Annotated in this window: 19 protein-coding genes; 8 read left to right on the top strand and 11 right to left on the bottom strand. The window is 59.2% G+C overall.

Translation table 11 applies throughout. The annotated features are described in order from the left end of the window. Positions 1-78 precede the first annotated feature (78 nt). Complete coding sequence (gene pyk / locus D7S44_RS08465; protein ID WP_120453852.1) at positions 79-1,521, top strand: pyruvate kinase; 1,443 nt, start codon at positions 79-81, stop codon at positions 1,519-1,521. An 81-nt stretch (positions 1,522-1,602) separates the two neighbouring features. Next, on the top strand, positions 1,603-2,835 hold the full coding sequence (locus D7S44_RS08460; protein ID WP_120453851.1) for an MFS transporter: 1,233 nt from the start codon (positions 1,603-1,605) through the stop codon (positions 2,833-2,835). Positions 2,836-2,994: 159 nt separating this feature from the next. On the opposite strand, the gene lpxM is transcribed toward D7S44_RS08460, so the two are convergent. The 3 genes from lpxM to znuA all read right to left on the bottom strand — a co-directional run bounded on the left by lpxM (position 2,995) and on the right by znuA (position 6,396). Further along, on the bottom strand, positions 2,995-3,969 hold the full coding sequence (gene lpxM / locus D7S44_RS08455) for a lauroyl-Kdo(2)-lipid IV(A) myristoyltransferase (RefSeq protein ID WP_120453849.1): 975 nt from the start codon (positions 3,967-3,969) through the stop codon (positions 2,995-2,997). Positions 3,970-4,091: 122 nt separating this feature from the next. Continuing rightward, positions 4,092-5,423, bottom strand: coding sequence for a murein DD-endopeptidase MepM (gene mepM, locus D7S44_RS08450; RefSeq protein WP_120453847.1), 1,332 nt, complete (start codon positions 5,421-5,423; stop codon positions 4,092-4,094). A gap of 13 nt (positions 5,424-5,436) precedes the next feature. Continuing rightward, positions 5,437-6,396, bottom strand: coding sequence for a zinc ABC transporter substrate-binding protein ZnuA (znuA, locus tag D7S44_RS08445; RefSeq protein WP_120453845.1), 960 nt, complete (start codon positions 6,394-6,396; stop codon positions 5,437-5,439). A 77-nt stretch (positions 6,397-6,473) separates the two neighbouring features. Between znuA and znuC the strand changes: the two genes are divergently transcribed. Together znuC and znuB are read left to right on the top strand one after the other, a co-directional pair. Continuing rightward, complete coding sequence (gene znuC, locus D7S44_RS08440; RefSeq protein ID WP_120453843.1) at positions 6,474-7,229, top strand: zinc ABC transporter ATP-binding protein ZnuC; 756 nt, start codon at positions 6,474-6,476, stop codon at positions 7,227-7,229. Further along, complete coding sequence (gene znuB / locus D7S44_RS08435; protein WP_120453841.1) at positions 7,226-8,011, top strand: zinc ABC transporter permease subunit ZnuB; 786 nt, start codon at positions 7,226-7,228, stop codon at positions 8,009-8,011. Before znuC ends, znuB begins: the two co-directional genes overlap by 4 nt. Here the strand turns inward: znuB and ruvB are convergent, their stop codons facing one another. From ruvB to aspS, 6 genes are all read right to left on the bottom strand, one after another. Further along, positions 8,012-9,016: a Holliday junction branch migration DNA helicase RuvB gene (gene ruvB, locus D7S44_RS08430; protein ID WP_120453839.1), complete on the bottom strand. Its 1,005-nt coding sequence runs from the start codon at positions 9,014-9,016 to the stop codon at positions 8,012-8,014. Between the two features lie 8 nt (positions 9,017-9,024). Beyond that, entirely contained in the window at positions 9,025-9,639 is a 615-nt protein-coding gene (gene ruvA, locus D7S44_RS08425) for a Holliday junction branch migration protein RuvA (protein WP_120453837.1), read from the bottom strand. A 141-nt stretch (positions 9,640-9,780) separates the two neighbouring features. Next, positions 9,781-10,308: a crossover junction endodeoxyribonuclease RuvC gene (gene ruvC, locus D7S44_RS08420; RefSeq protein WP_120453835.1), complete on the bottom strand. Its 528-nt coding sequence runs from the start codon at positions 10,306-10,308 to the stop codon at positions 9,781-9,783. 37 nt (positions 10,309-10,345) lie between these two features. Continuing rightward, positions 10,346-11,089: a YebC/PmpR family DNA-binding transcriptional regulator gene (locus tag D7S44_RS08415; RefSeq protein WP_033746507.1), complete on the bottom strand. Its 744-nt coding sequence runs from the start codon at positions 11,087-11,089 to the stop codon at positions 10,346-10,348. Between the two features lie 279 nt (positions 11,090-11,368). After that, positions 11,369-11,800: a dihydroneopterin triphosphate diphosphatase gene (nudB, locus tag D7S44_RS08410; RefSeq protein WP_120453833.1), complete on the bottom strand. Its 432-nt coding sequence runs from the start codon at positions 11,798-11,800 to the stop codon at positions 11,369-11,371. Then, a complete protein-coding gene (aspS, locus tag D7S44_RS08405) occupies positions 11,800-13,581 on the bottom strand; it encodes an aspartate--tRNA ligase (protein WP_120453831.1) in 1,782 nt (593 codons plus the stop codon). The genes nudB and aspS overlap by 1 nt, the downstream gene beginning before the upstream one ends. A 209-nt stretch (positions 13,582-13,790) precedes the next feature. Here aspS and D7S44_RS08400 point away from each other — a divergent pair, with 209 nt between their 5' ends. From D7S44_RS08400 to cmoB, 4 genes are all read left to right on the top strand, one after another. Beyond that, a complete protein-coding gene (locus D7S44_RS08400; RefSeq protein ID WP_120453829.1) occupies positions 13,791-14,612 on the top strand; it encodes a DUF72 domain-containing protein in 822 nt (273 codons plus the stop codon). Positions 14,613-14,627: 15 nt separating this feature from the next. Beyond that, positions 14,628-15,023, top strand: coding sequence for an MAPEG family protein (locus tag D7S44_RS08395; RefSeq protein WP_120453827.1), 396 nt, complete (start codon positions 14,628-14,630; stop codon positions 15,021-15,023). Positions 15,024-15,103: 80 nt separating this feature from the next. Next, positions 15,104-15,832: a carboxy-S-adenosyl-L-methionine synthase CmoA gene (gene cmoA / locus D7S44_RS08390; RefSeq protein ID WP_120453825.1), complete on the top strand. Its 729-nt coding sequence runs from the start codon at positions 15,104-15,106 to the stop codon at positions 15,830-15,832. Continuing rightward, entirely contained in the window at positions 15,829-16,797 is a 969-nt protein-coding gene (gene cmoB / locus D7S44_RS08385; protein WP_120453823.1) for a tRNA 5-methoxyuridine(34)/uridine 5-oxyacetic acid(34) synthase CmoB, read from the top strand. Before cmoA ends, cmoB begins: the two co-directional genes overlap by 4 nt. A 3-nt stretch (positions 16,798-16,800) precedes the next feature. Here the strand turns inward: cmoB and D7S44_RS08380 are convergent, their stop codons facing one another. Together D7S44_RS08380 and D7S44_RS08375 are read right to left on the bottom strand one after the other, a co-directional pair. Further along, positions 16,801-17,427, bottom strand: a complete 627-nt coding sequence (locus D7S44_RS08380; RefSeq protein WP_120453821.1) for a LysE family translocator — start codon at positions 17,425-17,427, stop codon at positions 16,801-16,803. A 79-nt stretch (positions 17,428-17,506) separates the two neighbouring features. Continuing rightward, positions 17,507-18,352 (bottom strand): hypothetical protein, encoded by an 846-nt coding sequence (locus tag D7S44_RS08375; RefSeq protein ID WP_120453819.1) that lies wholly within the window; start codon positions 18,350-18,352, stop codon positions 17,507-17,509. Between the last annotated feature and the right edge of the window lie 78 nt (positions 18,353-18,430).

Below are 18,430 nucleotides of genomic sequence, written 5' to 3'. Positions count from 1 at the left end.
CAGGCTCTCCTTCAGTTAGAATAATCATCACGCCCTGTCCACTTTAGGGGATACGCAAATTTGTCAACGGAGTCCTTCATGTCAAGACGTCTCAGAAGAACCAAGATCGTTACAACCCTCGGCCCGGCCACAGACCGCGATAATAATCTGGAAAAAATCATCGCCGCAGGCGCAAACGTTGTTCGACTCAACTTCTCTCACGGCACCCCGGAAGATCATCAGCTGCGCGCCAATAAAGTGCGCGAAATCGCCGCGAAGCTGGGTCGTCACGTCGCGATTCTGGGCGATCTGCAGGGCCCGAAAATTCGTGTCTCGACCTTTAAAGAGGGCAAAGTGTTCCTCAACGTGGGCGACCGTTTCCTGCTGGACGCCAGCCTGAGCAAAGGCGAAGGCGATAAAGAGAAAGTCGGCATCGACTATAAAGGCCTGCCAGAAGATGTGGTGCCAGGGGACATTCTGCTGCTCGACGATGGACGCGTGCAGCTGAAGGTGCTGGAAGTCCAGGGCATGAAGGTATTCACCGAAGTCACCGTCGGCGGCCCGCTCTCCAACAACAAAGGCATTAACAAGCTCGGCGGCGGCCTGTCAGCTGAAGCGCTGACCGAAAAAGATAAAGCGGACATTATTACCGCCGCGAAGATCGGCGTCGATTACCTGGCGGTCTCTTTCCCGCGCAGCGGCGAAGATATGAACTATGCGCGTCGTCTGGCGCGCGAGGCGGGCTGTGAAGCGCAGCTGGTAGCGAAAGTCGAACGTGCCGAAGCGGTCGCGACGCAGGAAGCGATGGACGATATTATTCTCGCCTCCGATGTGGTGATGGTGGCGCGTGGCGACCTGGGCGTCGAAATCGGCGATCCCGAACTGGTTGGCATTCAGAAGGCGCTTATTCGCCGCGCGCGTCAGCTGAACCGCACCATCATCACCGCCACGCAGATGATGGAGTCGATGATCACCAATCCGATGCCTACACGCGCCGAAGTGATGGACGTCGCTAACGCCGTACTCGATGGTACCGACGCCGTTATGCTGTCAGCGGAAACCGCCGCTGGTCAGTACCCCGCTGAGACCGTTTCCGCCATGGCGAAAGTTTGTCTGGGCGCGGAAAAGATCCCCAGCGTGAACGTATCCAAGCATCGCCTGGAAGTGACCTTCGACAATATCGAAGAAGCGATTGCGATGTCGGCTATGTATGCGGCTAACCACCTGCAGGGCGTGACCGCCATTATCACGATGACCGAGTCAGGCCGCACGCCGCTCATGACGTCGCGCATTACTTCCGGTCTGCCGATTTTCGCTATGTCGCGCCATGAGCGCACCCTGAACCTTACGGCGCTTTATCGCGGCGTGACGCCGGTGTTATTTGACAGCGATAATGATGGCGTGGTGGCTGCACACGATGCGGTCAATCTGCTGCGCGATAAAGGCTTTCTCGTCTCGGGCGATCTGGTCATTGTGACGCAGGGCGATGTTATGGGCGCGACCGGCACCACCAATACCAGCCGGGTGCTGCGCGTAGACTAACGCGCGCCCAGCCGCTGTTCTGAAGCTGTAAACAACGCGACCGCCTGGCGGTCGCGTTTTATTTTTCTAAAAGGAGTCTGGATGCCGCGCTATCAACCCGTCAGCAAACTCACGGCAGGCCTGCTGCTGTTTCCGCTGGCGCTGGTGCTGTTTGAATTCGCCACCTATATCGCTCACGACATGATCCAGCCCGGTATGCTGCTGGTCACCCAGGAGTTCGCCGTCGGCCCAGAGTGGGTGTCGACATCGCTGACCGCCTACCTGCTTGGCGGCGTGGTGCTGCAGTGGCTGCTTGGTCCGCTCTCCGATAAATATGGCCGTCGCCCGGTGATGCTGGGCGGCATTCTCTTTTTCATTGCGGCCTGCGTATTGACCACCTGGGTCGGTTCCATCAGAGAATTTGTCGCGCTGCGCTTTATTCAGGGCATTAGCCTCTGCTTTATTGGCGCGGTCAGTTATGCGGCGATTCAGGAAGCCTTTGACGAGGCGCTGGCGGTACGCGTTATGGCGCTGATGGCGAACGTCGCGCTGCTGGCGCCGCTGGCTGGCCCGCTGGCGGGCGCCGCATGGCTGACGGCAGCGAGCTGGCGCAGTATGTTCTGGCTGTTCGCCCTGCTCAGCGCCCTCGCCTTTATTATTCTGTGGCGCGTAATGCCTGAGACCGCGGGCGACCGAAGCCACTCGATAGCGCTGCCGCAGCTGGCGCGCACCTATCGCCAGCTGGCGCGCGACCGGATGGTGATGCTGGGCTCTTTCGCCATCGGGCTGGTGTTTATCCCCATTCTGACCTGGGTGGCGCTCTCGCCGGTGATCCTGATGCATGAGGAACATCTGTCGCGTATGCACTATGCCCTGCTGCAGCTGCCGGTGTTTCTGGCGATGATTGCCGGGAATATTACGCTGGGCAAGCTGGCCGGGCGCGTTCCCATTGAGCAGCCGGTGAAGTTCGCCGCCTGGCCGATTCTCGCTGGGCTGGGCATCGCGCTGCTGGCGAACCTGCTGAACAGCCACAGCTACCTGTTTCTGACCGCCGGACTGAGTCTGTACGCCTTTGGCGCGGGGATGGTTAACGCCGGGCTTTATCGCCTGACGCTCTACGCCAGCGACGCGGGCAAAGGCAGCGTTGCGGCTATGCTGGGGATGATCAGCATCCTGACGCTGGCGATCGGTATTGAGCTGGCGAAAAGCGGGTATTTTAACGGCGGGACGCCCTGGTTTAGCCTGATCAACTTCATCAGCGGCGTGCTCTGGTTTGTGCTGGTGACGCTGTTTCTACGCGAGCGCAAGCGGCGCGCGCAGGTAGTGGAAGTTTAGGTTACAGTGCGAATGCGAGTAGCATGGTTCGATCGCAAAGTCGCTCAAGGCATCCATGCTCGCTCGGCCCGCGACATCCCTGTCGCGGGACGCTTTGCTCTTCGACCCATGCTACTCACATAGCAAGCTGCTCAGCCGTCTGCCGTTGCGGCCTTTCTTCTATTTTCTTGGATAGAGCTCTTTGCGCTTATAGGGCTCGATATCGCCCTCTTTACGCGTCTTCAGCAGCTTTAAGATCCAGGTGTACTGCTCTGGATGAGGGCGAACGAAGACTTCAACCTCTTCGTTCATGCGGCGCGCCAGCGTGTTGTCGTCCGCTTCCAGCAGGTCATCCATCGGCGGACGCACATAGATTTCCAGCCGGTGCGTCTTGCTGTTATAAACCGGAAACAGCGGCACCACGCGCGCGCGGCACACCTTCATCAGACGGCCAAGCGCGGGCAGCGTCGCTTTGTAGGTGGCGAAGAAGTCGACAAACTCGCTGTGTTCGGCGCCGTGATCCTGATCGGGCAGGTAATAGCCCCAGTAGCCCTGGCGCACAGAGCTAATAAAAGGTTTGATGCCGTCGTTGCGGGCATGCATACGGCCACCGAAACGACGCCGCACCCGGTTCCAGACATAATCGAGCAGCGGATCGCTCTGGTTATGAAACATCGCCGCCATCATCTGCCCTTCCGAGGCGAGCAGCATAGCGGGAATATCCACTGCCCAGCCGTGGGGCACGAGGAAAATAACGTTCTGCTTTTCCGCCTGCAGCTGGTCAATGATTTCACGGCCGTGCCAGTCGACGCGCTGGCGGATCCGCGCCGGATCGCGCATGCCCAGTTCCGCCATCATCGCCATTGCCTGCGGCGCCGTGGCGAACATCTCATCGACAATATCGCTGCGTTCCGCTTCGCTCAGCTCCGGCAGACAGTAATAAAGATTGATCAGCGCGCGACGACGGGCACCCTTAGCCAGTTTACCCGCCATTTTTCCCAGCCTGCCGAGCAGCGGATCGCGCACCTTCGCCGGTAGCATCGCCATGCCCGCCAGCGCGCCGATTGCCAGCCAGCCGCCCCAGTATTTCGGTTTCAGGAAAGAACGTTCAAAAACGGGAATAAACTCAATATTCTTTTTTTTTGGGGTTTCCATGCACTCGCCTCAATCAATGACGCGCTAATGATAGTGGCGACAGGTAAATTTGCAATCCCCGATGCGGAATGGAAAAACCGACGCGTTATGCGTCGGTCTTATGGCGTAGCGTTGCGAGCGGATTACTCAAGGCGCAACAGTGGCAGATTGGTTTTCACCTGCGCCAGATAATCGCTGCGCTCTTTGCCGGTCAGGCCTTCCATACGCGGCAGTTTCGCCGTCAGCGGATTGACCGCCTGGTTATTGATCCAGATTTCAAAATGGAGATGCGGTCCGGTGGAGCGGCCGGTATTACCCGACAGAGCGATACGATCGCCGCGCTTTACCTTCTCGCCCGGCTGCACCAGCACCTTTTTCAGGTGCATATAGCGCGTCATATACTGACGGCCGTGGCGAATAGCCACATAATTGCCTGCCGCGCCGCCGTTTTTCGCCATTACCACCTCTCCGTCGCCGACCGCCAGCACCGGCGTGCCGACCGGCAGCGCGAAGTCCACGCCTTTATGCGGCGCGATACGGCCCGTCACCGGATTAAGGCGACGCGGGTTGAAGTTAGAGGAGACGCGATACTGCTTCACGGTTGGAAAGCGCATAAAGCCGCGCGTCAGACCGGAACCGTTGCGATCGTAGAACTTGCCATCTTCGGCGCGGAAAGCGTAGTAGTCTTTGTCGCCGGAGCGCAGGCGCACCCCAAGCAGCTGGCTCTGCGCGCTCTTGCCGTCGAGTATTTCACGCGACATCAGCACGCTGAACTCATCTCCAGAGTGCAGCTTGCGGAAATCCATTTGCCACTGCAGCGCTTTGATCACCGCGCTGGCTTCGCTGCTGGTCAGGCCGGCACGCTGCGCGCTGCTGGCGAAGCTGCCATGCACCTCGCCTTTTAATACGCTGTTCTGCCACTCACCCTTTTGCATTTTGGTCTGCATGGTGAATGCGCCGTTATCACCGCGCTGATAGACGCGGGTTTCACGACGGTTGATATCCCATGTGAGAGACTGCAAAGCGCCGTCATCGGTTAAGGTCCAGCTCAGCTGCTGGCCGACCTGCAGGCTGCGCAGCTCTTTATCGCTGCTCACCAGCGCGTTGATGTCGCCCAGATCGATGCCGTACTGATTTAGGGCGCTGCTCAGCGTATCGCCGGAAGAGACGGTATATTCATGCGTTCCCGCTACGTCCGGCACATCGCTGTCGATGTCGTCGCCGGGCAGTTCCTCTTCAGGTTCGGAGGTGGTTTGATCAATCGGTTCGCTGGCCTCTGGCAGCAGCGTACGCAGTTGATTTTTATCCAGTTCGATGCTTTTAACGATCGGCATCGCATCATCGGCGGGATGGTAGATATAAGGCCGCCAGACGGCGACGGCCAGAGTAGCAACGGTTAAAGTCCCCAGCATAACGCGGTGGGGGCGCGGCAAATTGTTAAATGCGAGGGCGACAGAGCGGGCTATCTGCTGCACTTTTACCTATTCCTCATGCTCCATTCAGGCAGCTCGCATACTGACCTGACAGCTGTGAAAGAAACTTCACATAGCTGTCCTGACTAAGGCTGATATTCGTCCCCAGCGGATCCAGTGTGCCTTTGCGCACTTGCGTTCCGCGGGCAACCGCATCGATGACGGCTGGCCTGAATTGTGGCTCAGCAAAGACGCAAACGGCCTTCTGCTCAACCAACTGTGTTCGAATTTGATGTAGACGCTGTGCGCCCGGCTGAATTTCAGGGTTTACGGTAAAATGCCCGCTGGGCGAGAGGCCGTAGTGTTTTTCAAAATAGGTGTAAGCGTCATGAAAAACGAAATACCCTTTGTTGCTGACCGGCGCGAGTTGCGCGCTAATGTGCTTGTCGGTAACCGCCAGTTCGCTTTCGAACTGCTGGAGATTAGCGTCAAGTTTGGCTTTGCTTTCGGGCATAAGTTCCAATAATTTGCTATGGATTGCAACCGCCGCTAGCCTGGATATTTGCGGCGACAACCAGAGATGCATATTAAACTCTCCATGATGATGTTGATGTCCCGCTTCATCATGCGCTTCATCGCCCTGGTGCGCGGCGGCGTCGTGATCGTCATCGTCGTCTTCGCCGCCCTTCAGCAGCAACGGCTTAACCGCCTGCATATCGGCGATTTCAAGGTTTTTACTGGCGGGTAATTCAGCGGCTGGCTTTGTCATAAATGCCTCCATTTCCGGGCCGATCCACACCACTAAGTCTGCGTTTTTTATACGTTTTACGTCAGAAGGACGCAGCGAGTAATCGTGTTCGGAGGCGCCATCCGGCAGCAGCACATCCACCGGCGTGACGCCATCAGCGATGGCGGCGGCGATAAACCCCAAAGGCTTAATCGAGGCGACGACATTCGCCTGCGCAGGAAGAGAGAGCGAGGCGGCCAGCGCCAGCGCAGAAAGGGTAAAAACTGTACGCTTATTAATGTGTAACATAATGCATCATTCCATCGTGACCTGGGGATGGGATGTGATATTATAACATTCGAAATTCTGCGCAACCTGTAAATAACATGACCTCACTCGTCACGCTTGAAAACATCTCTGTGCATTTTGCACGCCGTCCCGTGCTGTCAGGCATTAGCCTGACACTGATGCCCGGACGCATCCTTACGCTGCTCGGCCCTAACGGCGCCGGGAAATCCACGCTGGTGCGCGTGGTGCTGGGACTGCTGGAGCCGACCTCAGGTCAGGTGAAGCGCGACCCGGCGCTGCGCATTGGCTATGTGCCGCAAAAACTGCATATCGATCCGACGCTGCCGGTCACCGTTGAGCGTTTTATGCTGCTGACCCGCGGTGCGAAACGCGCCGACGTGCTGCCGGCGCTAAAGCGCGTGCAGGCTGGTCATCTGCTGAAAGCGCCGCTGCAAAAGCTCTCGGGCGGAGAAACGCAGCGCGTGCTGCTGGCGCGCGCCCTGCTCAATCAGCCGCAGCTGCTGGTGCTGGACGAACCGACGCAGGGCGTCGACGTGAACGGCCAGGTGGCGCTTTACGATCTGATCGACCAGCTGCGCCACGAGCTTAACTGCGGCGTGCTGATGGTCTCCCACGATCTGCATCTGGTGATGGCAAAAACCGATGAGGTGCTCTGCCTGAATCACCATATCTGCTGCTCCGGCACGCCGGAGGCGGTGTCGCAGCATCCGGAATTTATCGCCATGTTCGGCCCGAGCGGCGCGCAGCAGCTGGCTATTTACCGTCATCACCATAATCATCGTCACGATCTTCAGGGACGTATCGTGCTACGCAGAAAACAGGGTCCATCATGATTGAATTGTTATTACCGGGCTGGCTGGGCGGCGTGATGCTGGCGCTGGCGGCCGGGCCGCTGGGATCGTTCGTGGTCTGGCGCAAAATGTCCTACTTCGGCGATACGCTGGCGCACGCTTCGCTGCTGGGCGTCGCTTTTGGCCTGCTGCTGAACATCAATCCCTACTATGCCGTTATCCTGGTGACCGTCTGCCTGGCGCTGGGGCTGGTATTCCTTGAGCGTCGGCCGCACCTGGCGATCGATACCCTGCTGGGCATTATGGCGCACAGCGCGCTGTCGCTGGGTCTGGTGGTGGTCAGCCTGATGTCGAACGTGCGCGTCGACCTGATGGCCTATCTGTTCGGCGATCTGCTGGCGGTCACGCCTGATGATTTATGGAGGATGGGCGCGGGCGTGATCCTGGTGCTGGCGGTGATGGCGTGGCAGTGGCGCGCGCTGCTGTCGATGACCATCAGTCCGGAGCTGGCGCAGGTGGATGGCGTCAATATTCAGCGCACCCGCCTGATCCTGATGCTGGTGACGGCGTTGACCATTGGCGTAGCGATGAAATTCGTCGGCGCGCTGATCATCACCTCGTTGCTGATTATTCCCGCCGCGACGGCGCGCCGCTTTTCGCGCTCGCCGGAGCAAATGGCGGGCCTGGCGGTGATTGTCGGCATACTCGCCGTATCGGGCGGCCTCACCTTCTCCGCCTTCTACGATACGCCTGCCGGTCCATCGGTGGTGCTGAGCGCCGCGTTGCTGTTTATCCTCAGCATGGCGCGCAAACCCGCCGTCTGATTACTCGTTACGCGCTATGCCAAAGTGGCGATAGGCATGCTGCGTGGCCATACGGCCGCGTGGCGTGCGCTGAATAAAGCCCTGCTGGATCAGGAAGGGCTCAATCACATCTTCAATGGTTTCCCGCTCTTCGCCGATGGCGGCCGCCAGGTTATCCAGCCCCACCGGCCCGCCGGTGAACTTGTCGATAATCGCCAGCAGCAGCTTGCGATCCATATAATCGAAGCCTTCGCTGTCAACGTTAAGCATGTCGAGCGCGCTGGCCGCGACGTTGCCGCTCATCTCGCCGTTGGCGCGCACCTCAGCGAAGTCGCGCACGCGGCGCAGCAGGCGGTTTGCAATACGCGGCGTGCCGCGCGAGCGCTGCGCCACTTCCAGCGCGCCTTCTTCGCTCAGCGGCAGGCCCAGACAGGCGGCGCTGCGGCTGACGATGTGCTGCAGGTCCGGCACGTTATAAAACTCCAGGCGCTGCACGATGCCGAAGCGGTCGCGCAGCGGCGAGGTGAGCGAACCGGCACGCGTGGTGGCGCCAATCAGCGTAAAGGGCGGCAGATCGAGCTTGATAGAGCGCGCAGCCGGGCCTTCGCCAATCATAATATCCAGCTGATAATCTTCCATCGCCGGATAAAGCACCTCTTCCACTACCGGCGACAGGCGGTGGATCTCATCGATAAACAACACGTCGTGCGGCTCGAGGTTGGTCAGCATCGCTGCCAGATCGCCCGCCTTCTCCAGCACCGGACCAGAGGTGGTGCGTAAATTGACGCCCATTTCGTTGGCGACAATATTCGCCAGCGTCGTTTTCCCCAGCCCTGGCGGGCCGAAAATCAGCAGGTGATCCAGCGCATCGCCGCGCAGTTTCGCCGCCTTGATGAAAATTTCCATCTGTTCGCGCACCTGCGGCTGGCCCACATACTCCGACAGCAGTTTAGGGCGAATAGCGCGGTCGAGATTCTCTTCTTCGTTATAGCTGGCGGCGGAGACCAGACGGTCGGCTTCAATCATGACTTACCTCAAATGGCGGCGCGCAGCGCTTCCCGGATCAGGGTTTCGCAGTCTGCGTCAGGCTTGCCAACCTTACTGATCATGCGGCTGGCTTCCTGCGGTTTATAACCCAGCGACACCAGCGCCGCAACCGCTTCCGCCTCGGCATCATTACTTGCAGGCTCGGCATCTGGCGCGGTAAGGGTAAAGGCGGATTCGCCGGAGAAGAGATCGCCATGCAGCCCTTTAAAGCGGTCTTTCATCTCGACCACCAGGCGCTCAGCGGTTTTCTTGCCGACGCCCGGCAGTTTGATCAGCGCGGCAATCTCCTCTTTCTCCACCGCCGTCACGAACTGCTGCGCCGACATGCCGGAGAGGATCGCCAGCGCCAGCTTAGGGCCGACGCCGTTGGTTTTAATCAGCTCGCGAAACAGCGCGCGCTCTTGTTTGTTGTTGAAGCCGAACAGCAGCTGCGCGTCTTCACGCACCACAAAGTGAGTAAAGATCACCGCTTCATGGTTAAGTTCAGGCAGCTCATAAAAACAGGTCATCGGCATATGCACTTCATAACCCACGCCGTGCGCTTCAATCAGCACCAGCGGCGGCTGCTTTTCCAGAATATTGCCCCGTAAACGACCTATCACCTGAACGCTTCCTTAATCAACGAATGTGGCGGGATTTATAACATAAAAAAGGCTGGATGAATATCCAGCCTGAATTTATTGACTTAGCGCGCTTTCCGGCTTGTCGGCCCGACCGTCGTCAGGGAAAACCCGCGCAGCCGGTTAGCCTGAACGCAGACGCCCGCGCGTCAGCAGCAGTTTAGTGTCGCTGATGCGCGTCGCGTTCTGGCTGACGTGGCAGTGCGTAATCGCGATCGCCAGCGCATCGGCGGCGTCCGCCTGCGGATTGGCAGGCAGCTTGAGCAAGGTGCGCACCATATGCTGTACCTGGCTCTTCTCCGCCCCGCCGGTGCCGGTGACAGTCTGCTTCACCTGACGCGCGGCATACTCAAACACCGGCAGATCGAGATTCACCGCCGCGACGATCGCCGCGCCGCGCGCCTGCCCCAGCTTGAGCGCCGAATCGGCATTCTTCGCCATAAAGACCTGCTCGATAGCGAAGAAGTCCGGCGAGAACTGCGTGATGATCTCGGTGACGCCCGCATAGATCAGCTTCAGACGCGCCGGCAGCTCCGTGGTATTGGTGCGGATACAGCCGCTGCCCAGGTAAGTGAGCTGGCGGCCGGTTTGACGAATCACACCGTAGCCGGTCACGCGCGAGCCGGGATCGATGCCCAGAATTATCGCCATGCCGCGTCTCCGGTGTGCAGGCTAAACGGGAACGCCATTACAGCGTTTCCGCAACCTCGTCGGAGATTTCGCCGTTATGGTAGACTTCCTGCACGTCGTCGCAGTCTTCCAGCATGTCGATCAGGCGCAGCAGCTTCGGCGCAGTTTCGGCATCCAGTTCCGCTTTGGTAGAGGGGATCATCGAGACTTCAGCGGTATCCGCTTTCAGGCCGGTAGCTTCCAGCGCATCGCGCACCGCGCCCAGCTCTTCCCATGCGGTAAAGACGTCGATCGCGCCGTCGTCATAGCTCACCACATCTTCTGCACCCGCTTCCAGCGCCGCTTCCATTACGCTGTCTTCATCCTGGCCCGGCGCGAAGGAGATGACGCCCTTCTTGCTGAACAGGTAGGAGACCGAACCGTCGGTGCCCAGGTTGCCGCCGGTTTTGGTGAAGGCGTGACGCACTTCGCCTACGGTGCGGTTGCGGTTGTCGCTGAGGCACTCCACCATCACCGCCGAACCGCCAGGACCGTAACCTTCATAGATGATGGTTTCCATATTGGAATCATCTTCGCCGCCCACGCCGCGCGCGATAGCGCGGTTCATGGTGTCACGCGTCATGTTGTTGGACAGGGCTTTGTCCATGGCGGCGCGCAGACGCGGGTTGGACGCTGCGTCACCGCCGCCGAGTTTCGCGGCAGTAACCAGTTCACGAATAATTTTGGTGAAAATTTTACCGCGCTTGGCGTCCTGAGCCGCCTTGCGGTGCTTGGTATTCGCCCATTTACTATGACCAGCCATTAGATCTTTTCTCCAGTTTAGGCATCGTACAGGCTATCTTGCTTGCGATTTTCTTCCCCGGCCGTGCTCGCACAAGTTGTTTACAACTTGAACGCCCCTGAAGGGGCGAGCTTTGCGAGTCATCCTCACGTACAGAAGTACGCTTTGGCTGCTGCGCTGGCGGTGAACAACCTCGCGGCGCTGATAACGCCTGACTGTTTAAGTCTCAAGGTACACTCCGGTGGGAGTGCGCCAATTTTTTACGATCCAGAATGCCGCCGGAACAGACACGGCGGGCAGCTAAATAAACTCTTCAATCGCCTGGCGATTGCTCCAGGACTTGGTAAGGGCTGCGGCAGCGGCGGGATCGAGCCAGCGCGCGGCGAGATGTTCGCTGAGCGTCGGCTGCCGCTCGGCAGGCAGCGCCAGGCGGAACCAGTGTTCGCGATTGTGCGTCACGCCTGGCGCGTAGCGATGGCGATAGTGCGGAAAGATCTCGAATTCGATCTCTTTATGGCAATCTTCCAGCGCCAGCTTTTCACCCGCGACGTCGATGGCCAGCTCTTCCAGCACTTCGCGCCGCGCCGCCTGCATCGGGGTTTCCCCCGCCTCCAGACTGCCGGTGACCGACTGCCAGAAGCCGCTGTCATCGCGTCGCTGCAGCATTAACACCCGGCCGGTATCCTGCGCGAAAATCACTACCAGAACCGATACCGGATGTTTATAGCCCATTACTTATTCTCTGACTTTTCTTTCTTCGGCGCGAGCTGGATGCCCAGATCTGCCAGCGCAGCCGGATTAGCTTCGCTTGGCGCTTCGGTCATCAGACAGGCCGCCGCAGTGGTTTTCGGGAAGGCGATCACGTCGCGGATGTTCTCAGTGCCGGTCAGCAGCATGGTCAGACGATCCAGACCGAAAGCCAGGCCCGCGTGCGGCGGCGTGCCATATTTCAGCGCGTCGAGCAGGAAGCCGAATTTCTCGCGCTGCTCGTGCTCTTCAATACCCAGAATGGTGAACACTGCCTGCTGCATTTTGCCGCTGTGGATACGTACGGAACCGCCGCCCACTTCGTAGCCGTTGATGACCATATCGTAAGCGTTCGCGACCGCGCTCAGCGGATCGGCCGCCAGTTCTTCTGCCGTCATCTCTTTCGGCGACGTAAACGGATGGTGCATCGCCGCCAGACCGCCTTCATCATCCTCTTCGAACATCGGGAAATCGATCACCCACAGCGGCGCCCAGGCGCTGTCGTTGGTAATCTGCAGATCGCGGCCCACTTTCAGGCGCAGCGCACCCAGCGCGTCCGCCACCACTTTGGCACGATCGGCACCGAAGAAGATCAGATCGCCGTCAGCGGCGCTGGTACGGCTCAGAATCGCCTCTACGATCTCTTCGTTGAGGAATTTAGCTACCGGGCTCTGTACGCCGTTGAGGCCGTCAGCGCGCGCGTTAACCTTCATCCACGCCAGCCCTTTCGCGCCGTAGATCTCTACAAATTTGCCGTATTCGTCAATCTGCTTGCGGCTCAGCTGCGCGCCGCCAGGCACGCGCAGCGCGGCGACGCGGCCTTTGGCGTCGTTGGCCGGACCGGCGAACACCTGGAATTCAACATTTTTCAGCAGATCGGCGACGTCCACCAGCTCCATCGGGTTACGCAGATCGGGCTTGTCGGAACCGTAACGACGCATCGCTTCAGCAAAGGTCATCTGCGGGAACTCGCCGAGATCGACCCCTTTTACTTCCTGCCACAGCTGGCGGATCATGCGTTCGTTGATCTCACGCACCTGCGGCGCGGTGAGAAACGACGTTTCGATATCGATCTGGGTAAATTCCGGCTGGCGGTCAGCGCGCAGGTCTTCATCGCGGAAACACTTCACGATTTGATAGTAGCGATCGAAGCCAGACATCATCAGCAGCTGTTTAAACAGCTGCGGCGACTGCGGCAGCGCATAGAATTTGCCTTTATGCACGCGGCTCGGCACCAGATAGTCGCGCGCGCCTTCCGGCGTCGCCTTGGTCAGCATCGGGGTTTCGATATCAAGGAAGCCTTCGCTGTCCATAAAGCGGCGCACAAAGCTGGAAATCTTCGCGCGGGTCTTCAGGCGCTGCGCCATTTCAGGACGGCGCAGATCGAGGTAGCGGTACTTCAGACGCGCTTCTTCGCTGTTGATCTGATTGGAATCGAGCGGCAGCGGTTCGGCGCGGTTGATAATGGTCAGCGCCTCAGCGAACACTTCTACTTCGCCCGTGGCCATCTCGGCATTTTTGTTCTTCTCGTCGCGTGCGCGAACGGTGCCGGTGATCTGGATGCAGAATTCGTTGCGCAGCTCAGACGCCAGCTGAAAAGCCTCCTGACGATCGGGATCGAAGAAGACCTGCACGATACCTTCGCGGTCGCGCATGTCGATAAAAATCAGGCTTCCCAGATCGCGACGGCGGTTGACCCAGCCGCAAAGAGTGACTTGCTGACCCACATGAGACAGATTGAGCTGTCCGCAATATTCTGTACGCATAACGTATCCTTTTAACTTTGCCGCTGCTGCCTGCAGCATCAGGCCGCGTAACCATTTGAGATGCTGCCGCAAAAAAGGCGGCCATTATAATGGAAAAAGGCAGGCAGGATAAGTAGAGCCGCGCCAAACCGCGCATTTCGTCGTCTGTTTTTCCTCCCCCGGCTAAACAGGCTACTCTAGAGAGCAACGTTCACAGGAAAGGAGAGGCCGTGACCCTTCGTATTGGCCTGCCGCAGTGGCAGCATTCGCACTGGAAACGCTGGGGCATTGAGAGTCTGGCTGATTATGCCCGTCTGTTCCACTGCGTGGAGGGCAACACCACGCTTTATGCGCTGCCCGCGCCCGACACCGTTCAGCGCTGGCGCGATATGACCCATGACGACTTCCGCTTCTGCTTTAAATTTCCGCAGACCATCAGCCATCGGGCGCAGCTTCAGCACACCGACGACCTGCTGAGTGATTTTTTGCGTCTGCTCGATCCGCTGGCCGACCGCATCGGACAGTACTGGCTGCAGCTGCCCGCCACCTTTTCGCCCGCGCAGCTTGCCGATCTCTGGCGCTTTCTCGATGGTCTTCCGCGCCGCTTCAGCTATGGCGTCGAAGTGCGCCACGCCGCTTTTTTCGCCAAGGGCGAGGCGGAGCGCGCGCTTAATCAGGGCCTGCAGGCGCGCGGCGTCAACCGGGTGATTTTAGACAGCCGTCCGGTGCACGCCTCAACATCGCAAAGCCCCGCAGCCCTGCATGCGCGCGAGCAAAAGCCGCGCGTGCCTCCTCATGCGGTGCGTACCGGCGAGCTGCCGATGGTGCGCTTTATCGGCAGCGACGACGTTGACGAGAGCGACCGATATTTTCAGGTCTGGCGCGAAAAGCTGGCACAATGGCAGGCAGAGGGCGATGCGCTGTTCTTTATCCACACGCCGGATATGGGCCAGGTGTTTCCGCTGGTGCAGCGTTTATGGCCGCAGCTGCAGGCTATCGACGCCGCTATCGGCAGCGGCCCCGCCTGGCCGCAGCAGGCGTCGCTGTTCTGATAAAAGAGGATAAACATGATTAGCGCGTTATATGTGGTACTGGGCGTATTGATGGTGATGAAGTTCGCGCTGGACGTGGTGCGCTATCGTCGTCACTATCGGGTCGCTTTCGGCGACGGGGGCTTTCACGATCTGCGCGTGGCGATACGCATTCACGGCAACGCCATAGAAACCATTCCGCTGGCGCTGCTGCTGCTGGTGATGATGGAGATGAACGGTGCCGATATCTGGATGGTGCATCTCACCGGTCTGATCTTTTTCGCCGGGCGGGTCATTCATGCGCAGGGGCTGCGCCGCAGCGCGCTTGCCGGACGCAAGTATGGCATGATGCTGACGCTGTTTGCGCTGTGCGGCATGGCGGTGTTTAATCTTATCTATCTGCCCTGGGATCTGGTGCTGACGCTGCATTAACCGGCTGCGGGGGTAAAGGGTGCAGCCCGCCGCACTTTCTGCCAGAATAGCGCCCTTTCCGTTGTCTTTCCGGATTTACTATGTCTGACCGCGATACGCTATTTTCCGCCCCCATCGATAAGCTGGGCGACTGGACCTTTGACGAGCGCGTGGCTGAAGTCTTCCCCGATATGATTCAGCGCTCCGTGCCCGGCTACTCCAATATTATCTCGATGATCGGCATGCTGGCCGAGCGTTTCGTCACGCCCGACAGCCAGGTCTACGATCTGGGCTGCTCGCTTGGCGCCGCGACGCTCTCGGTTCGCCGTAATATCAAAGCGCCCGGCTGCACCATCATCGCCGTGGATAACTCCCCTGCTATGGTCGAGCGTTGCCGCCGTCATATCGACGCCTTTCGCGCCGAGACGCCGGTTAACGTCATCGAAGCCGATATCCGCGACATCGCCATCGAAAACGCCTCGCTGGTGGTGCTTAACTTCACGCTGCAGTTTCTCGAACCGCCTGCGCGCCTGCAGCTGCTGGAGAAGATCTGGCAGGGGCTGAAGCCCGGCGGCGCGCTGGTGCTGTCGGAGAAGTTCAGCTTGGAAGACGCTGAAGTAGGCGAGCTGCTGTTCAATATGCATCATGACTTTAAACGCGCCAACGGCTACAGCGAGCTGGAGATCAGCCAGAAGCGCAGCATGCTGGAGAATGTGATGCTGACCGACAGCGTGGAGACGCATAAAGCGCGCCTGAAACAGGCGGGCTTCTCTCACGCGGAACTCTGGTTCCAGTGCTTTAACTTCGGTTCGCTGGTGGCGTTGAAATGATTGAGTTTGGTCGTTTTTATCAGCAAATCGCCATTGGCCCCCTCGCCAGCTGGCTGGAAGTGCTGCCGGCGCAGATCGCCGCCTGGCAGAAAGAGAACCTGCATGGCCTGTTCCGCAACTGGGAGAAGTCGGTTGAGCATCTGCCGCTGTTGCAGCCGCAGCAGCTTGACCTGCTGCACAGCGTCAGCGCGCAGCACGACGATCTCAGCGACCGTCAGCGTCAGGGCATCGAGAAACTGCTGCGCAACCTGATGCCGTGGCGTAAAGGCCCCTATTCGCTCTACGGCACTGAGATCGATACAGAATGGCGTTCCGACTGGAAGTGGCAGCGCGTCGCGCCGCACATCTCGTCGCTGGCGGGTCGAACCGTGCTGGACGTCGGCTGCGGCAGCGGCTATCACATGTGGCGCATGGTGGGTGCAGGCGCACATCTGGTGGTCGGCATCGATCCGATGCAGCTCTTCCTCTGCCAGTTCGAAGCGGTGCGCAAGCTGCTGGGCGACGACCGACGCGCCCATCTGCTGCCGCTCGGCATCGAGCAGCTGCCGACGCTGCAGGCGTTCGATACCGTTTTCTCTATGGGCGTGCTCTATCATCGCCGTTCGCCGCTCGATCACCTGCTTCAGCTGAAAAATCAGCTGGTAAGCGGCGGCGAGCTGGTGCTGGAAACGCTGGTGATCGAAGGAGATGAGCGGGATGTGCTGGTGCCTGGGGAACGCTACGCGCAGATGCGTAACGTTTACTTTATTCCTTCGGCGCTGGCGCTGAAGAGCTGGCTGGAGAAGTGCGGCTTTGTCGACGTGAAGATTGTCGACTATGCGATAACCTCCACCGACGAGCAGCGCCGCACCAGCTGGATGACCAGCGAATCGCTGGCGGAATTCCTCGACCCGCAAGACGCCAGCAAAACGGTAGAAGGCTACCCGGCGCCGCTGCGCGCGGTGCTGGTCGCCACCAAACCCTGAGCCTTAGCGGCGAGAGAGTGCCAGCTTCGCCGCGAAGCCGATAAACACCATGCCCGTCAGGCGGTCCATCACTTTGAGCACCGCCGGGCGGCGCAGGTGTGCGGCGAAGTAGTGGCTGCCGCCGATCAGTACGGCATTCCACAGCAGGCCAATCGCAACATGCATCAGCGCCATCAGGCTGCACCAGAGGGCCACCGACGCGCCCGCCGGAATAAACTGCGGCATAAAGGTGACGTAAAACACGCCGATTTTTGGATTAAGCAGATTGCCGAACAGGCCGCGGTTAAAGCAGCTGAAATAGCTCTGCTGTGCCACTTCGGCTGCCGTTTCATCCTGCGCCTGCGTCCGGGGATTAAGCAGCAGTTTGACGCCGAGATAGAGCAAATAGGCCGCGCCGACCCACTTCAACAGGTTATAGGCCATTTCCGACGCCAGCAGCAGTGCGCCGAGGCCAAAGCCTACCGCTACGCCCCACACCAGACAGCCGAGATTTATGCCGAGGGCCGTTGCGCTGGCGCGTCGCCAGCCCTGCGCGGCGGCGGTACGCAGCACCAGCGCCGTATCAAAGCCCGGCGTCAGCGTCAAAATGGTAATGGCGAAGAGAAACGAGAAAAGTAAGGTGGCGGTCATGAGCATCTCCCTGAAATATTGCCGCTTACCCTAACAAATTTTTCAGGCGATAGCAGCGCGGACAGGCGCATTTTGCGCGCTACTCCGCCTCGGCAGGACGATCCCAGTATTGATATTTGTAGGCGGCGCTGAGGTGCCGCTCAATCGTACCTTTCTCGAATATTTCGGTTTCATGCAGATAGCTTAAGGTGCAGTTTCCGACCTCATCCCACAGCTGACACTCATCGACCGTTCGCAGCGAGCTGACCGGCGTGGTGGCGGTGCCGTGTAGCTGCCATTCGCGGAAGTTTTTATCGTAGGTATAGCGATCTTTGCTGCGCGCCGTTACCGCGCTGACGACCTGCCCCTGCGGATTCCAGCGCCAGCTGCTTTCGCCGTTGGTCAGCGCGTCGGTGCCGCGCGAAACGCTTTTCGTCAGCCGCAGCTGCGCGTCGTAGCGATAGGTCGTATCGGTAAAGCCGCTTTTGCCCATGCTGGTGAATTTATCGGACGCGGTGACGATATTGCCGTGTCGGCCGGTAAGCCAGCTAATCGTGCCCTGGCGGTTATCGACCACCTGCTCTTTCCCCTCTTTCAGCACCTTTACCAGATAGGCGTACTCCGCCACCCAGCCGCCCTGCACGCGCGCGATATGTTGCTCCATGCTCAGGGTGACGTTGTGCTCTTTTTTATCGAAAGTGACGTCGGCAACCAGCAAAATACCGCAGGGATCGAACTGCCCCAGCACCCGTTTTTGCGAATCCACATCTTTGCCGAATTCGCCAGCGATGACCTGCCGCACCGCGCCTTTTGCGCTGCCGCCCAGCATAATCCAGCTGTTGCTGCTGGCTACGGCCTTGCTGTGTGGGCCGCAGGCAGCGGCCCACAGCGAGTGGGAGACGAAAAGCGAACCCAGAGTAAGCGCCGCAATCAGAGAGCGTTTCATGGTGTAACTCCCAGAGATCTCAATAACCTGAGTGTAACCTTATTGGCGGCAACTGGCGCACTCTGGTGAGGTTTGAGC

The sequence above is a fragment of the Pantoea piersonii genome, from assembly GCF_003612015.1.
Classification (GTDB): domain Bacteria; phylum Pseudomonadota; class Gammaproteobacteria; order Enterobacterales; family Enterobacteriaceae; genus Pantoea; species Pantoea piersonii.
The sequence above is the reverse complement of the archived record's forward strand: the minus strand, read 5'-3'. Positions and strand labels throughout refer to the sequence as shown.

What these genes read in the sequence shown, in the direction of transcription:
- pyk (WP_120453852.1), top strand. Translation starts at nt 79, where the DNA reads ATGTCAAGACGTCTCAGAAGAACCAAGATCGTTACAACCCTCGGCCCG.
- D7S44_RS08460 (WP_120453851.1), top strand. Translation starts at nt 1,603, where the DNA reads ATGCCGCGCTATCAACCCGTCAGCAAACTCACGGCAGGCCTGCTGCTG.
- lpxM (WP_120453849.1), bottom strand. Translation starts at nt 3,969, where the DNA reads ATGGAAACCCCAAAAAAAAAGAATATTGAGTTTATTCCCGTTTTTGAA.
- znuA (WP_120453845.1), bottom strand. Translation starts at nt 6,396, where the DNA reads ATGTTACACATTAATAAGCGTACAGTTTTTACCCTTTCTGCGCTGGCG.
- znuC (WP_120453843.1), top strand. Translation starts at nt 6,474, where the DNA reads ATGACCTCACTCGTCACGCTTGAAAACATCTCTGTGCATTTTGCACGC.
- znuB (WP_120453841.1), top strand. Translation starts at nt 7,226, where the DNA reads ATGATTGAATTGTTATTACCGGGCTGGCTGGGCGGCGTGATGCTGGCG.
- ruvB (WP_120453839.1), bottom strand. Translation starts at nt 9,016, where the DNA reads ATGATTGAAGCCGACCGTCTGGTCTCCGCCGCCAGCTATAACGAAGAA.
- ruvC (WP_120453835.1), bottom strand. Translation starts at nt 10,308, where the DNA reads ATGGCGATAATTCTGGGCATCGATCCCGGCTCGCGCGTGACCGGCTAC.
- D7S44_RS08415 (WP_033746507.1), bottom strand. Translation starts at nt 11,089, where the DNA reads ATGGCTGGTCATAGTAAATGGGCGAATACCAAGCACCGCAAGGCGGCT.
- nudB (WP_120453833.1), bottom strand. Translation starts at nt 11,800, where the DNA reads ATGGGCTATAAACATCCGGTATCGGTTCTGGTAGTGATTTTCGCGCAG.
- aspS (WP_120453831.1), bottom strand. Translation starts at nt 13,581, where the DNA reads ATGCGTACAGAATATTGCGGACAGCTCAATCTGTCTCATGTGGGTCAG.
- D7S44_RS08395 (WP_120453827.1), top strand. Translation starts at nt 14,628, where the DNA reads ATGATTAGCGCGTTATATGTGGTACTGGGCGTATTGATGGTGATGAAG.
- cmoA (WP_120453825.1), top strand. Translation starts at nt 15,104, where the DNA reads ATGTCTGACCGCGATACGCTATTTTCCGCCCCCATCGATAAGCTGGGC.
- cmoB (WP_120453823.1), top strand. Translation starts at nt 15,829, where the DNA reads ATGATTGAGTTTGGTCGTTTTTATCAGCAAATCGCCATTGGCCCCCTC.
- D7S44_RS08380 (WP_120453821.1), bottom strand. Translation starts at nt 17,427, where the DNA reads ATGACCGCCACCTTACTTTTCTCGTTTCTCTTCGCCATTACCATTTTG.
- D7S44_RS08375 (WP_120453819.1), bottom strand. Translation starts at nt 18,352, where the DNA reads ATGAAACGCTCTCTGATTGCGGCGCTTACTCTGGGTTCGCTTTTCGTC.